At 61.6% G+C, this 12,534-nt stretch carries 16 protein-coding genes and 1 pseudogene; 10 read left to right on the top strand and 7 right to left on the bottom strand.

What is annotated here, in order from left to right:
* Nucleotides 1–59: 59 nt before the first annotated feature.
* Nucleotides 60–238: pseudogene (locus QM716_RS29415) on the bottom strand (DUF1254 domain-containing protein); the annotation flags it as partial.
* Between the two features lie 103 nt (nucleotides 239–341).
* On the opposite strand from QM716_RS29415, the gene QM716_RS21390 reads away from it, so the two are divergent.
* The 6 genes from QM716_RS21390 (at nucleotide 342) to QM716_RS21365 (ending at nucleotide 5,288) form a co-directional block, all read left to right on the top strand.
* On the top strand, nucleotides 342–743 hold the full coding sequence (locus tag QM716_RS21390; protein ID WP_283306099.1) for a nuclear transport factor 2 family protein: 402 nt from the start codon (nucleotides 342–344) through the stop codon (nucleotides 741–743).
* A 197-nt stretch (nucleotides 744–940) separates the two neighbouring features.
* Nucleotides 941–2,437, top strand: coding sequence for an MFS transporter (locus QM716_RS21385; protein WP_283306098.1), 1,497 nt, complete (start codon nucleotides 941–943; stop codon nucleotides 2,435–2,437).
* Between the two features lie 20 nt (nucleotides 2,438–2,457).
* Nucleotides 2,458–3,003, top strand: coding sequence for a TetR/AcrR family transcriptional regulator (locus QM716_RS21380; RefSeq protein WP_283306096.1), 546 nt, complete (start codon nucleotides 2,458–2,460; stop codon nucleotides 3,001–3,003).
* A 294-nt stretch (nucleotides 3,004–3,297) separates the two neighbouring features.
* Nucleotides 3,298–3,453 (top strand): DUF6131 family protein, encoded by a 156-nt coding sequence (locus QM716_RS21375; protein WP_003945564.1) that lies wholly within the window; start codon nucleotides 3,298–3,300, stop codon nucleotides 3,451–3,453.
* 136 nt (nucleotides 3,454–3,589) lie between these two features.
* The gene (locus QM716_RS21370; RefSeq protein ID WP_283306095.1) at nucleotides 3,590–4,066 is read left to right on the top strand and encodes a hypothetical protein; all 477 of its coding nucleotides are present in this window, start codon (nucleotides 3,590–3,592) and stop codon (nucleotides 4,064–4,066) included.
* Nucleotides 4,067–4,130: 64 nt separating this feature from the next.
* The gene (locus QM716_RS21365) at nucleotides 4,131–5,288 is read left to right on the top strand and encodes an AI-2E family transporter (protein ID WP_283306093.1); all 1,158 of its coding nucleotides are present in this window, start codon (nucleotides 4,131–4,133) and stop codon (nucleotides 5,286–5,288) included.
* 7 nt (nucleotides 5,289–5,295) lie between these two features.
* Here QM716_RS21365 and QM716_RS21360 read toward each other — a convergent pair whose 3' ends face one another.
* Entirely contained in the window at nucleotides 5,296–5,511 is a 216-nt protein-coding gene (locus QM716_RS21360; RefSeq protein ID WP_283306092.1) for a hypothetical protein, read from the bottom strand.
* A 187-nt stretch (nucleotides 5,512–5,698) separates the two neighbouring features.
* On the opposite strand from QM716_RS21360, the gene QM716_RS21355 reads away from it, so the two are divergent.
* A complete protein-coding gene (locus tag QM716_RS21355) occupies nucleotides 5,699–5,968 on the top strand; it encodes a DUF4235 domain-containing protein (protein WP_209448388.1) in 270 nt (89 codons plus the stop codon).
* Nucleotides 5,969–5,990: 22 nt separating this feature from the next.
* Here QM716_RS21355 and QM716_RS21350 read toward each other — a convergent pair whose 3' ends face one another.
* On the bottom strand, nucleotides 5,991–6,398 hold the full coding sequence (locus tag QM716_RS21350; protein WP_283306091.1) for a RidA family protein: 408 nt from the start codon (nucleotides 6,396–6,398) through the stop codon (nucleotides 5,991–5,993).
* Between the two features lie 111 nt (nucleotides 6,399–6,509).
* Here QM716_RS21350 and QM716_RS21345 point away from each other — a divergent pair, with 111 nt between their 5' ends.
* The gene (locus tag QM716_RS21345) at nucleotides 6,510–6,725 is read left to right on the top strand and encodes a BldC family transcriptional regulator (protein ID WP_283306090.1); all 216 of its coding nucleotides are present in this window, start codon (nucleotides 6,510–6,512) and stop codon (nucleotides 6,723–6,725) included.
* 103 nt (nucleotides 6,726–6,828) lie between these two features.
* On the opposite strand, the gene QM716_RS21340 is transcribed toward QM716_RS21345, so the two are convergent.
* From QM716_RS21340 to QM716_RS21330, 3 genes are read right to left on the bottom strand one after another with little or no spacing between them, the layout of a single operon-like run.
* Nucleotides 6,829–8,028: an acetyl-CoA C-acetyltransferase gene (locus QM716_RS21340; protein WP_283306089.1), complete on the bottom strand. Its 1,200-nt coding sequence runs from the start codon at nucleotides 8,026–8,028 to the stop codon at nucleotides 6,829–6,831.
* On the bottom strand, nucleotides 8,025–8,687 hold the full coding sequence (locus QM716_RS21335; RefSeq protein ID WP_003941451.1) for a 3-oxoacid CoA-transferase subunit B: 663 nt from the start codon (nucleotides 8,685–8,687) through the stop codon (nucleotides 8,025–8,027). Before QM716_RS21335 ends, QM716_RS21340 begins: the two co-directional genes overlap by 4 nt.
* Nucleotides 8,684–9,451, bottom strand: coding sequence for a CoA transferase subunit A (locus QM716_RS21330; RefSeq protein ID WP_283306087.1), 768 nt, complete (start codon nucleotides 9,449–9,451; stop codon nucleotides 8,684–8,686). Before QM716_RS21330 ends, QM716_RS21335 begins: the two co-directional genes overlap by 4 nt.
* Nucleotides 9,452–9,618: 167 nt before the next feature.
* Here QM716_RS21330 and QM716_RS21325 point away from each other — a divergent pair, with 167 nt between their 5' ends.
* Nucleotides 9,619–10,398, top strand: coding sequence for an IclR family transcriptional regulator (locus QM716_RS21325; RefSeq protein ID WP_283306086.1), 780 nt, complete (start codon nucleotides 9,619–9,621; stop codon nucleotides 10,396–10,398).
* Here QM716_RS21325 and QM716_RS21320 read toward each other — a convergent pair.
* Nucleotides 10,395–10,997 (bottom strand): helix-turn-helix domain-containing protein, encoded by a 603-nt coding sequence (locus QM716_RS21320; protein ID WP_502942110.1) that lies wholly within the window; start codon nucleotides 10,995–10,997, stop codon nucleotides 10,395–10,397. The genes QM716_RS21325 and QM716_RS21320 overlap by 4 nt on opposite strands.
* A 112-nt stretch (nucleotides 10,998–11,109) precedes the next feature.
* Between QM716_RS21320 and QM716_RS21315 the strand changes: the two genes are divergently transcribed.
* Nucleotides 11,110–12,516 (top strand): MFS transporter, encoded by a 1,407-nt coding sequence (locus QM716_RS21315; RefSeq protein WP_283306084.1) that lies wholly within the window; start codon nucleotides 11,110–11,112, stop codon nucleotides 12,514–12,516.
* Nucleotides 12,517–12,534 lie beyond the last annotated feature (18 nt).

Here is a 12,534-nt window from a genome sequence, read left to right as displayed (position 1 = left end):
TACATTCTCAGTGCCGGTCGGAAATCTCCGCGCGGTGTGGTCAGCCAGTTTGCCTTCGGGACAAAAGTGTCTGCCGGGCCGGCGAGTGTGGGGCGTGGCTGAAGGTGTTGAAAGGTGCGGCGGGGTTCGCTTCGACACCGTCGTGAAGGTGCCGATGGACCTGGTCGAGATTGAAAACGAGGGGAAATCCGTAGATATACGCCTGAGCTGCAAGCTCGGTGCGACTGTCGTCGGTCATCTTGCCGTCCCGTCGTTCACGTCGGTTCGAAGTCCACCTTGCGGGAACCCTGTCGTCGGGGCATTGTCCGCCAGGGGGGACGCCCCGACGACAGGGAGAAGACATGTCGGATCAGGAGAGTGCGGCGTTGATCGCTGTCGCAGACGAGTGGAACGTCGCGATGTGCTCGAACGACGCCGAACGGATCGGCGACTTCATGGCAGACGACTGGGTGATCGTCTCGGAATCCGGGTTGTCGACCAAAGCGGAGTTTCTGGGCTTCGTGGCCTCGGGTGACTTGACTCATTCGGCGATGGACCGTGTCGGGAGCGCTCGCGTGCGTTTCTTCGGTGACGTTGCACTGTTCACCACGCGGATCACCAATACTGCGCACTACGAAGGCAAGCAGTACGACGCCGACGAGTGGACCACCGACGTGTTCGCCCGGCGAGACGGTCGTTGGCGCTGCGTGTTGAGCCACATCACGCCGGCGGTCGAGGCGAAGATCGGGGACATCGAACCGTGAAGGAACCGGAAACCCTGTGCGGCTGAACATTTCAAGAAGTTTCTCGGGGATGCGTCATCAGTGCCGTGCTTCCGACTTCGATTGAACGCACGTCACCGAGAAGTCCCGATCAAAGTCGACTTCGGACGCCGAGACCCATAACTGTACCTTTCGTAAGGTACAGTTATGAGTCTCGGCAACTTTGGAGAGGCTTCGGAATGGTTACGGATACACGGCGCTGGATGCTGCTGACCGTGGTGAGCGCAGGACTTCTACTCATCACCCTCGACAACTCCATCCTCTATACCGCGCTGCCGACGCTGGTGGAGGACCTCGGTGCAAGTAGTTCTGAGGGACTGTGGATCATCAACGCCTATCCGGTTGTGATGGCCGGGCTGCTTCTCGGCAGTGGCACGCTCGGAGACCGGGTCGGGCATCGACGTATGTTCTTGATCGGTCTGGTGTTCTTCGGGGTCGCCTCACTCGCTGCCGCGTTCTCCACGACGCCCGAAGCCTTGATCGCGGCGCGAGCGCTCCTGGCCGTCGGTGCTTCTGCGATGATGCCTGCCACGCTCGCCCTGATCCGCGTCACCTTCGAGGACGAGCGTGAGCGCAACGTCGCCATTGCGGTCTGGGGAAGCCTGGCCATTGTGGGCAGCGCGCTAGGTCCGATCATCGGAGGCCTTCTGCTCCACTGGTTCTGGTGGGGGTCGGTGTTTCTGGTCAACGTCCCTGTTGTCATCGTGGCTTTCATCGCCACAAAGGTCGTTGCACCACCCAACGACGCGGACCCCACAAAACGTTGGGATCTTCTCTCCTCGCTGCTCGCACTCGTAGCTTTGGTCGGTCTCGTGATCGCGATCAAAGAGACAGCAAAAACCGACTCCTCGTCCCTCGTCATTTCCATCGCTCTGCTCGCCACCGTCGTCGGCGGGTGGACCTTCGTGCGACGGCAGCGCCGCCTGCCCTACCCACTGCTGGACTTCGCGATTTTCGGCAATCGAGCCTTCCTGGCCGGAGTCCTGGCCGCCGGTTTCTCGATGTTCGCCATCGCGGGTATCCAACTGATCACCACTCAGCGCTTCCAGCTCGTAGAAGGTTTCTCACCACTACATGCCGGCCTCCTCGTCGCCGCAGTCGCTCTGGGAGCGCTGCCGACTGCCATGGTTGCCGGTGCGACTCTGCACAAGGTCGGCCTTCTTCCGATCATCGCGGGTGGCCTCGCTCTCAGCACGGTGGGCTCCGTGCTGGTTCTGACGACCTTCGACACCAGCATGGGTTTGCTTGTTGCCGGACTACTCGTCACCGGCGCCGGTCTAGGAGCAGCCATGGCCGTCGCTTCCAGCGCGATCATGGGCAACGTACCCGCTCGTCGGGCGGGAATGGCATCCTCCGTTGAAGAAGTGTCCTACGAATTCGGCAGTCTCATAGCAGTCGCACTGCTCGGAAGTCTCCTGACCGCGATCTACACCGCGACAATCTCGTTGCCTGCCGGCGTGCCGGACTCCGCACGCGATAGCCTCGACGCGGCGCTCGGTCTGGCCGGTGACGGTAATCCTTCGTTGATCGCCGCCGCATCGGAAGCGTTCGACAGCGCCTACTTCGCCGTGATGATCGTGATTACCGCCGTCATGGCAGTCGGCGCAGCTGTGACCGGTTTTCTGCTACGTCGCCACGGACCCGGATCGGCCTTGTCCGTTGCGCCTCACCACTGACACTTCGACCCAGGAATCCCGTGCGAACCAGTAAACGAACCCAGATCCTCGAAGCGGCAACTCGAGTCGTGGAACGCGAAGGTGTCAAGAGCGTCACCTTTGATTCCGTCGCGGCCGAAGCCGGCATGACCAAAGGTGGACTTCTTTACCATTTCGCATCTCGTGAAGATCTCGTGCAGGCGATCCATCAGTACCTCGCGGACGAGTGGGAAGCGGGTTTATCCGCAGCGGCAGGAAAGTCCGCTTCCGAGACCACCCCCACCGAACGGCTCACCGCCTACACCCGCGTCGCGGCCCACAGCGCCACACGGGCCGAACTTCTCTTCATGCTCGAAGGCTCGACAAACCCCGAGCACGCGGCGCCGTGGGACGCAGTGCTGGAACGGTGGGCTTTGCCCCCGACCACAGACCTTGACGATCCGAGAGCGCTGGACCAGTTCATCGCCCGTCTCGCAGCTGACGGACTGTGGCTCTACGAGTCCCTGACCAGCGAGCGACTGACCCCCGAACTGCGGCGTGCTGTTGCCGAACGCATCGCCAACTCACTCACCCACGAAGACAGCTGAAGACGCTTTCCGTCCTGCGATCTAGTGCGGTGTTCACCGCCGGACGGTGCTGAGAACCAGGCTGTACCCGGCTGTCTCGGACTGTTTCGAACCCTCAGATGTACACCGGCACGGTTCGGCGAAAAGGGTGCGGAGGAGTAGAAGAAAAGCTGATGTTTTAACGGCGACATTATTGGGTAGTAATACGAGTTTCGTATTTATGAATGTTTTTATCGGATTTATCGATTGTGAAGTTTCTGTAGTAGCGTCAGTTGAGTAGATCATTTTTATACGCATACCGGATGAGGTTCTCACATGATTGTTCTCGGCATTATTCTGGCGTTGATCGGCTTTTTCACGGGGTTGAGCATTCTGACCACTGTCGGCATCATCTTGGTCGTCGTAGGTGCAGTTTTGTCTATCCTCGGTGCTACCGGGCGTGCAGTGGGCGGACGAAAAGTCTGGTATTGATCGATACTGCGTGAGTAGCTGAGAAAGCGGTACCCGATCTCTTCGGAGATCGAGTGCCGCTTTTTTGTTCTCGATTTACGTGTTGGTGCATCCACCCCAAAACCTGACTCTGAGCGGCGTCGGGTAAACATGAAGGATGCTTTCTCGAGATCATGACGAAGAGAAATCTGCAGAGAGATTCGGATTCCCTCGCAGATGGAATCAAGTTGACGAATCGCGCCGCGGCTTGGTGCTGGCGTGGGTGGCCTTCACACTGACGTTCGGTGGAGCACGTCTGGTGACCTGGTTGATCCAGATCGACACCAGGGATGTCGGCGATATCAGCGCCGGTGGCACTCATCTGCATCACTACCTGTGGGGAATTCTCCTGTTGGCGGGAGTAGCGATCTTCGGACTCGTAGATCGAAGTCCTCGCGCAAGAACATGGATGGGTATCGCGTTGGGCATTGCGCTCGGACTCATCGCTGACGAGGCCGCGTTACTGATCACTCTCGACGACGTCTACTGGCAGAGCGACGGTTGGCCGAGCATCGCCATCGCGGTGTCGATCATCGGAGTTGTGGGAACCGGGCTTGCGCTGACACGAAGCGGAGCGGAGAAGCCTCGAGGTTGATCCGACTACGGCACGGGTACTCACCCTCGAGCCGGGAAGTCGCGCGGATCGTGAGGTGGCTTGGATGGATCCCAGTTCCGCGGACACATCACCGGATTCCGAAAGCGAAGTTCAAGCGGTAGATCCGATAGCGGAAGCCGAACGCGAAGCCGCAGCATTGGCGACGCCCGTCCGGCCGCTGGGCGAACCCGGACCGAGATTCGATCGTCGTTCACCGTTCTTCATCGGTCTGACGGCCGCGGCCGGAGTTGCCGTGACTTACGCGGTGATCGAGGTGCTGCTTGCGGCGCGGGGCATGCTGATCCTGATCGTGGTCGCATTGTTTCTCGCAGTGGGCATAGAACCGGTGATCGTCTGGCTGGAGCGGAGAAATTTCCGGCGCTGGATCGCAGTCACCGTGGTGCTCCTTGCGATTGCCGTGATGTTGGCGCTGTTTCTCGTTGCAGCGATCACTCCGCTGGTCGAGCAGGGACGCCAGTTCGCATCGCACGCTCCCGAACTCCTGACACACATTCGTGACCGGTATCCGATCCTCAGCGACCTCGACGAGAAGTATCACCTCGAGCAGCACCTCACCACACAAATGGATGGTTCGGGTTCTGCGCTCGCGACGGGTTTGCTCGGTGCGGGGCGGGCGGTGTTCAGCGCAATCGCCGACGCCGGAATCGTTGCTGTACTGACGACGTACTTCTTGATCGACTATCCACGAATCCGCACGAATCTGTATCGGCTGGTGCCACATTCACGCCGGCCTAGAGCAATCGCCATCGGTGACCAGATACTGGCAGGTGTGGGCGGGTATGTCCTCGGCAATGTTCTGATCTCTGTGATCACCGCAGGATGCACCTTCGCCTGGTTGGTGATCTTCGACGTGCCGTACCCGTTGATCTTGGCACTGCTGGTCGCTCTGCTCGATTTGATCCCGATAGTCGGTTCCACCATCGCAGGGGTTATCGTCGCCCTGGTCTCCCTGACAGTCTCTGTCCCAACGGCATTGGCGACAGTTGCGTTCTTCGTCGCACTACGCCTGCTCGAGGACTACCTTCTCGTCCCGAAGATCATCGGGAAGACGGTGGCGGTCCCGGCACTGGTGACCGTCGTCGCGGTTCTGTTGGGCGGAGCGTTGCTCGGTATTGTCGGTGCGTTGCTGGCGATTCCGGTCGCTGCGGCCTTGCTGCTGCTCGCAAGGGAAACTCTCTTCCCTCGGCTCGACGCTTCTTGACTCGCTTCTATCGGACGGCTCGCGCGTGACGCCGCGAACCAGGGTTCGGCTTGGGGCACATCCGAGTCGGGATCGTTTCCCCTTCGTCGGTGATACGGAATACCGATACTTTCTCGCTGCAACCGTGATTCAAATCGACCGCGTATGCGATCGCGGCGCGATCCGAGACGAAATCTTCCATCACCGTTGTACCGTCCGGTAGTTCGATTCTGTAGTTTTCCATGACTTACACAACCTTCTTTCGCTAAGACGATCTTACCCGGCTCGAGAAGTGGCAAACCCGTGGAACATAACGTGCGACAGTCGACTTCGCGCCTCGCCGTTGCGATGTTTCAACAACTCACCTGCGGGGTATTGAGAGTCGGTCAGCCGCTCAGGCGGTACGTGTCGAACTACGGAGGATCCGCGCAATGAGCGCAGTATCGAAAGCGATGTACAAGCCACTCTCACTGGCGACGAGCGTTCTGGGCGGCATTTTGGCCGGCGCTGTTTTCCAACAGGTGTGGAAGCGCATCGGTGACGACAAGAATGCGCCCGAGCCCAAGGACTTGAGCAGGTCGAGTAGGGAAGTCCTGATTGCCGCTGCCCTGCAGGGAGCCATCTTCGCCGTTGTGCGAGCCGCAGTGGATCGTGCGGGGGCAAAGGGCTACCGGGCCCTTGCTCATGAAGATCCACGGTAGGAACGTCCAGCCGGGTTCGACTTCAGTCGACGACGGCCGCGATTGCCTCGATCTCGACCAACTGATCGTCGTAGCCGAGAACGGTCACGCCCATCAGAGTGCTCGGGGCGTCATGATCGCCGAACGCGTCGCGGACTACCTCCCACGCCGCAACGAGGTCGGCTTGACTGCTCGACGCCACCAGAACGCGGGTGTTGGTCACATCGGTGATGGACGCGCCGGCGTCCGAGAGAGCTGTTCTGAGGTTGTCGACGGCCTTGGCTGCCTGTCCCGCGTAGTCGCCGACGGCGGCGGTAGAGCCGTCCTCGTTCAACGGGCAAGATCCTGCGAGGAAGATCAGTCGGGCCTCGGCAGGAGCCGTTGCTGCATAGGCATATTCAGCGACTGACGAGAGTGATGTGGAACGGATCAGAGTTACCGACTTCGACATAGTTTCCCCACGGAATAGTAAAGTTTTGTAGCGAGACTTTCACAGCGCACTGGGGGTAGCCAATTCGGCATCGGACCCGTCCATACGGGCTGCGGCTACGAATGTCTGTCAATGAGCCGAGAAGAAGAGCACACAGCACCTGTCGATGAGTGGCTGACGACCAAACAGGTTGCGGCACTGTTCCACGTCGACCGGACGACGGTATCCAGATGGGCGAGGGAGGGCAAAGTCGGAACTCTGAAAACGCTTGGCGGACATCGGAGATACCGACGGTCGGAGATCGAGAAGTTGTTGCGCAACCGCTTGACGACACGCGATCCGACGTAACCTCCGGCGTGAAACAGACAGGTCGCCGAGCGCGATGAGGGCTCGGCGACCTGTCTGGGCAGGCAGGAAGTGATTACGCCCTGGGGACCTAAGCCTTGTGGACCTAGGCCTTGGGGACGCGAACGATGAGTGCGTCGCCTTGTCCGCCGCCGCCGCAGAGTGCGGCTGCGCCGATGCCGCCGCCGCGGCGCTGCAGTTCGAGGGCGAGGTGCAGGGCGATGCGGGCACCGGACATGCCCAGGGGGTGTCCGACGGCGATGGCGCCGCCGTTGACGTTGACCTTGGCGGGGTCGAGGCCGAGTTCGCGGGTGGAGGCGATCCCGACGGCGGCGAACGCTTCGTTGATTTCGACGAGGTCGAGGTCGGTGGGGTCGATACCTTCCTTGGCGCAGGCCTTGGCGATGGCACGCGCGGGCTGGGACTGGAGGGTGGAGTCGGGTCCGGCGACGACGCCGTGGGCACCGATTTCCGCGATCCAGGTCAGGCCGAGTTCTTCGGCCTTCGTCTTGCTCATCACCACGACGGCGGCGGCGCCGTCGGAGATCGGGGACGCGGAGCCGGCGGTGATGGTGCCGTCCTTGCTGAACGCGGGACGCAGTTTGCCGAGGGACTCGGTGGTGGTGTCGGCGCGGATGCCTTCGTCCTGGGCGAAGACGATGGGGTCGCCCTTGCGTTGCGCGATGGAGACGGGAACTACTTCGTTGTCGAAGTAGCCGTCTTTCCAGGCGCGGGCCGCGTTCTGGTGCGAGGCCGCAGCGAACGCGTCCTGCTCGGCGCGGGTGATGTGGGCGGTCTCGTGTTGGTTGACCTGTTCGGTGAGCAGGCCCATCGCCTGGTCGGTGAAGATGTCGTGGAGGCCGTCGTAGGCCATGTGGTCGCGCATCGTGACGTCGCCGTATTTGAAGCCTTCGCGGCTTTTTTCGAGCATGTGGGGTGCGCGGGACATCGATTCCTGCCCGCCCGCGACGACGATGTCGAATTCGCCGGCGCGGATGAGTTGGTCGGCGAGGGCGATGGCGTCGATGCCGGACAGGCATACCTTGTTGATGCTCAGGGCGGGCACGTTCATGGGGATGCCGGCGGCGACGGCGGCTTGGCGGGCGGGCATCTGGCCGGCGCCGGCGGTGAGGACCTGTCCCATGATGACGTACTCGACCTGTTCGGGTGCGACTCCGGACTTGTCCAGGGCGCCCTTGATGGCGACGGCGCCGAGGTCGGACCCGGAGAGGTCCTTCAACGATCCGAGGAGTCGACTCATCGGGGTACGAGCTCCCGCAACAATCACAGTGGTCGTGTCGGTCATGCCAGTTCTACTTTCAGTTCGGTGCCGGTGGCGGCGACAACGTCTTCGACGCTGACATCGGGGGCAAGTTCGCGCAGGACGAGAGGGCCGTCCTCGCTCACGTCGATGACGGCGAGGTTGGTGATGATCCGATTCACCACTCCCTGGCCGGTGAGCGGCAGGGTGCAGGCGTCGACGATCTTGGGGTTGCCGTCGCGGTCGTTGTGCTCCATGACGACGATGACGCGTCGGGCGCCGTGGACCAGGTCCATCGCGCCGCCCATGCCCTTGACCATCTTGCCTGGCACCATCCAGTTGGCGAGGTCGCCCGTCTTCGACACCTGCATACCGCCGAGGACTGCGGTGTCGATGTGGCCGCCGCGGATCATCCCGAACGAGAGGGCCGAATCAAAATATGCCGCACCGGGATTGACGGTAACCGTCTCCTTGCCGGCGTTGATGAGGTCAGGATCGACGTTGTCTTCGGTGGGATACGGTCCCGTGCCGAGAATTCCGTTCTCCGAGTGCAGGACCACACGAACGTCCGAGCCCAGGTATCCGGGAATCAGTGTGGGAAGGCCGATTCCGAGATTGACGTACTCGCCGTCGATCATCTCTGCGGCCGCCCGGGCTGCCATCTGCTGACGCGTCCAACCCGTCACTGTCACTGGTGCGGTCATCGTGTGGTTCCTTCCGAAGCGCTGACGGTTCGCTTTTCGATTCGCTTGTTCTGAGGTCCGGTGTGAACAATGCGCTGGACGAACACCCCAGGCAGATGCACTGACGCCGGATCGATCGCGCCGGGCTCGACCAGGCGCTCCACCTGTGCGATCGTGATGCGACCGGCCATTGCGGCGAGGGGGTTGAAGTTCATCGCGGTCTTGTCGAACACGAGGTTGCCGTCGGTGTCTCCGAGAACAGCGTGCACGAGTGCGTAGTCGGCGTTGATCGCCTCTTCCATCACGTAACGCTTGGTTCCGAAGACGCGAGTCTCCTTCGGGGGAGAGGCGATTGCGATCGAGCCGTCGGCGTCGTAACGCCACGGCATTCCGCCGTCGGAGATCGGGCTACCCACTCCGGCCGGTGTGAAGAACGCCGGGATTCCGGTGCCGCCGGCGCGCAGACGCTCCGCGAGCGTGCCCTGCGGTGTCAGTTCCACTTCGAGTTCGCCGGCCAGGTACTGCCGGGCGAACTCCTTGTTCTCACCGACGTACGACGCGGTCACCCGTCGGATACGTCCCGCGCTCAGCAAAATTCCGAGACCGTGATCGTCGACGCCGCAGTTGTTGGAGAACACCTCGAGGTCGGTTGCACTCGTAGCTGCGATCGCGTCGATCAATATGTCGGGGATGCCGCACAAACCGAATCCGCCGACTGCCAGCGTTGCGCCGTCGACGATGTCGGCGACCGCGTCCGCTGCGGACTCGTACACCTTTGCTGTCATGTTCTCTCCCTGCCAGGCGTTCATTGAGTAGACACTCACTCACTTCTGTATCCAGTGAACTATCTCCAGTTCACAGGTTCAAGCAATCTCGAACATCGACAGGGAACTGATCGACTACTGACCATCTGAAGGAATTTCGTTCACTGAGTGGACGCTAGGATGAAGACATGCCAACTCACGAGCAATCGCCGGCCATGGTCGCGCGGGTGGCGGCACTTCTGCGAGCCCTCGGCGCGTCCGAACCAACGGGCACTTCCACCACGGAATTGGGCAAGGTCACTGGCCTCGCTCGGCCCACCGCGCACCGACTGCTCACGTCCTTGGCTGCCGAAGGACTGGTCGACCGTGACGCACGAACCGGTCGGTGGTCTCTCGGTCCGGAGTTGTACCTCCTGGGGGCGGCGGCCGGAAATCGGTACGACATCACCGACCGCGCTCGCGACGTCGTCGACGAACTTGCCCGGGTCACGGGGGAGAGCGCATTCCTGTCGGCACGTCGCGGTGACGAGACCGTCTGCGTCCTGAGTCAGGAAGGCAGTTTTCCGCTGCGATCTCACGTTCTGCACGAGGGGAAGCGTTTCCCTCTAGGAGTCGCGTCGGCCGGCCTTGCCATCTTGAGCCACCTACCTGCGCGGGACGTCGACGACTATTTCGCCCGGGTGAATCTGGAATCGGAATGGGGTCAGATCCACAGTGAGACATCAATCCGCGAACGAATCGAGTCGACGCGTGTCACCGGCTACGCCGTCAATCCAGCTCTCATCGTCGAGGGAAGTTGGGGGATGGGTGCCGCGGTGTTCGACCGCAACGGTCGACCAGCCTGGGCGCTGAGCCTGACCGGAGTGGAAACACGCTTCCGGCCTGCGCGTCATGCCGAGTTGGGAACGCTACTCCTCGAGTACGCTCATACACTGTCGAACCGACTGAAAACACATGCAGTGAACTAACTTTCGGGAACCATGCCTTGCGCAGGAGCATGCTTTACCTTCGTACGCACATGTGCCTTCTCGCCTTGCGGGCCGAACAGATGCAAGATCTCCACCACCTGTTCATCGGCAGGCCCGAACCAATGGGGCTCGGCAGTGTCGAACTCCGCGACTTCACCTGGGTGCAGGACAACCTCGTTCGCACCCAGAATGAGGCGCAGATCCCCGGCGAGGACGTAGAGCCATTCGTAACCGGCATGGGTGACGAGCTTCGGTGGACGCGGACCGATCACCTGCTTGAAGACCTGCACGCGGCCGGGATAGCGCGTCAACGGAACAACGGCACTGCCGTTCTTGCGTCGGCTCGGGGTGAGGTGGACCCTGGGATCGCCCGTAGCGGGAGCGCCGACGAGTTGGTCCAGCGCGACCCGGTGCGCTCGGGCGAGCGGCAACAGCAGATCGAGGGTGGGACGACGCTTACCCGATTCGAGGCGTGAGAGTGCGCTGACGGAGATGCCGGTGGACTCGGACAGCGCCTCGAGAGTCAATCCACGATCGCGTCGAAGCGTGCGCAGCCTCGGTCCGATACCGGTGATCAACTGCTCGAATTCAGCATCCATGCCGCCCATCTTTGCAGTTTCCGCAAATTTTCTACCGGCTTCGGACGCTGGAAGGCAACGATCCTTTCGGCAGTCGAGTACGGCAGAGCACTTCGAGAGATGGAGTCCGACCATGAAACCTTCGAGCGGGATCGACGAATCGCAAGTGATCGGACTTGATGCAGGGCGGCGATGGGGCATCCTGGTGATCTGCTGCACGAGCCTGTTCGTCGTCGGGTTGGACACGACCATCGTCAACGTAGCCCTGCCGACGATCGGTGAGGGATTTCGCGTCGGAACCCGTGGTCTCGAATGGATCGTCAACGCGTACACACTTGTCTTGGCGAGCTTGCTGATCTCGTCCGGCGCGGTGGCCGATCGTTTCGGCAGGAGACGAGTCTTTCAGATCGGTCTCGTCGTTTTCGGGGTGGCGTCTATTGCCTGCGCACTCGCTCCGTCCGTGGGGGTGCTGATCGCGGCGCGGATCCTCCAAGGCGTCGGCGGGTCGATGCTCAGCCCGGTTGCCTTGGCGATCGTGGTCAACGTGATGACCGACCCGAAGGAGCGGGCCAAGGCAATCGGGGTGTGGGCCGCGGTCTTCGGCCTGAGTATGGCGGCAGGGCCGATAGTCGGCGGGGTGCTCATCGAAAGTTTCGGCTGGCGATCGGTTTTCTGGATCAACGTGCCGGTGATCTTGGCCGTGCTCGCCTTGACTGCTGTGTTTGTACCGGAGTCCCGAGCGCAGAAGTCGCGACGTCTCGATCTTCCCGGTCAGTTGCTGCTGGTGATTCTTGTCGGCGGTGCGGTCGCCCTTCTGATCGAGGGTCCGCGAATCGGATGGTTCTCTGCTGCGGCGACGGCAGGGTACGTCGTTGTTGCTGCAGCGTTGGCCGCCTTCATTCGCGTCGAATCACGCAAGCGCGAGCCACTGATGGATCTCGCTCTTTTTCGCCGCAGACCGTTCTCGTCGGCTGTGGTCGGCGCCGTCGTGGTGTTCGTAGCGTTGAACGCGACGCTACTGCTCGGCACGTTCTACTTGCAGCACTCCCGCGGTATGAGTCCGGCCCTGGCCGGCGCGATCACCCTCCCGATGGCTGTTGCGGCAACGGTCTGCGCGCCGTTGTCCGGAATACTCGTCGGACGCTTCGGCCCGCGGCGGCCGCTGCTGATCGCTGGTAGCTTCACGACACTCGGCGGGCTGTGCCTGGTCTCGCTCGACAACAACACGGCGATTCCGATGCTGTTGGCCGCTTACCTGTTTCTCGGTATCGGATTCGGCTTCTCGAATGCCCCCATCACCAACACCGCCGTCAACGGGCTGCCGAGATCGCAGGCGGGGCTTGCAGGTGGAATAACCTCCAGTGCACGCCAATTCGGTGCCGCTCTCGGTGTGGCGCTGGCTGGTGGCATTATCGGCGGCAGTGCACCGGTAGATGTCGCGCAAGCATCGAGGCCGGGATGGATCCTGGTTGCCGGATGTGGGATCGCAGTCCTGGCAATTGCACTCGTATCTCGTAATTCCGAGGAACTCCCCGGTTGACCACCTCGCGTGTCCGTG

Origin of the sequence: Rhodococcus sp. IEGM 1409, assembly GCF_030056735.1 — a bacterium.
Lineage (GTDB): Bacteria > Actinomycetota > Actinomycetes > Mycobacteriales > Mycobacteriaceae > Rhodococcus_F.
Note: the sequence above shows the minus strand (reverse complement) of the source record. Positions and strands in the feature narration are given on the sequence as shown.

What these genes read in the sequence shown, in the direction of transcription:
- QM716_RS21320 (WP_502942110.1), bottom strand. Translation starts at nt 10,997, where the DNA reads ATGGATGCTGAATTCGAGCAGTTGATCACCGGTATCGGACCGAGGCTG.
- QM716_RS21330 (WP_283306087.1), bottom strand. Translation starts at nt 9,451, where the DNA reads ATGACAGCAAAGGTGTACGAGTCCGCAGCGGACGCGGTCGCCGACATC.
- QM716_RS21315 (WP_283306084.1), top strand. Translation starts at nt 11,110, where the DNA reads ATGAAACCTTCGAGCGGGATCGACGAATCGCAAGTGATCGGACTTGAT.
- QM716_RS21345 (WP_283306090.1), top strand. Translation starts at nt 6,510, where the DNA reads ATGAGCCGAGAAGAAGAGCACACAGCACCTGTCGATGAGTGGCTGACG.
- QM716_RS21375 (WP_003945564.1), top strand. Translation starts at nt 3,298, where the DNA reads ATGATTGTTCTCGGCATTATTCTGGCGTTGATCGGCTTTTTCACGGGG.
- QM716_RS21335 (WP_003941451.1), bottom strand. Translation starts at nt 8,687, where the DNA reads ATGACCGCACCAGTGACAGTGACGGGTTGGACGCGTCAGCAGATGGCA.
- QM716_RS21390 (WP_283306099.1), top strand. Translation starts at nt 342, where the DNA reads ATGTCGGATCAGGAGAGTGCGGCGTTGATCGCTGTCGCAGACGAGTGG.
- QM716_RS21350 (WP_283306091.1), bottom strand. Translation starts at nt 6,398, where the DNA reads ATGTCGAAGTCGGTAACTCTGATCCGTTCCACATCACTCTCGTCAGTC.
- QM716_RS21370 (WP_283306095.1), top strand. Translation starts at nt 3,590, where the DNA reads ATGCTTTCTCGAGATCATGACGAAGAGAAATCTGCAGAGAGATTCGGA.
- QM716_RS21360 (WP_283306092.1), bottom strand. Translation starts at nt 5,511, where the DNA reads ATGGAAAACTACAGAATCGAACTACCGGACGGTACAACGGTGATGGAA.
- QM716_RS21365 (WP_283306093.1), top strand. Translation starts at nt 4,131, where the DNA reads ATGGATCCCAGTTCCGCGGACACATCACCGGATTCCGAAAGCGAAGTT.
- QM716_RS21385 (WP_283306098.1), top strand. Translation starts at nt 941, where the DNA reads ATGGTTACGGATACACGGCGCTGGATGCTGCTGACCGTGGTGAGCGCA.
- QM716_RS21355 (WP_209448388.1), top strand. Translation starts at nt 5,699, where the DNA reads ATGAGCGCAGTATCGAAAGCGATGTACAAGCCACTCTCACTGGCGACG.
- QM716_RS21340 (WP_283306089.1), bottom strand. Translation starts at nt 8,028, where the DNA reads ATGACCGACACGACCACTGTGATTGTTGCGGGAGCTCGTACCCCGATG.
- QM716_RS21325 (WP_283306086.1), top strand. Translation starts at nt 9,619, where the DNA reads ATGCCAACTCACGAGCAATCGCCGGCCATGGTCGCGCGGGTGGCGGCA.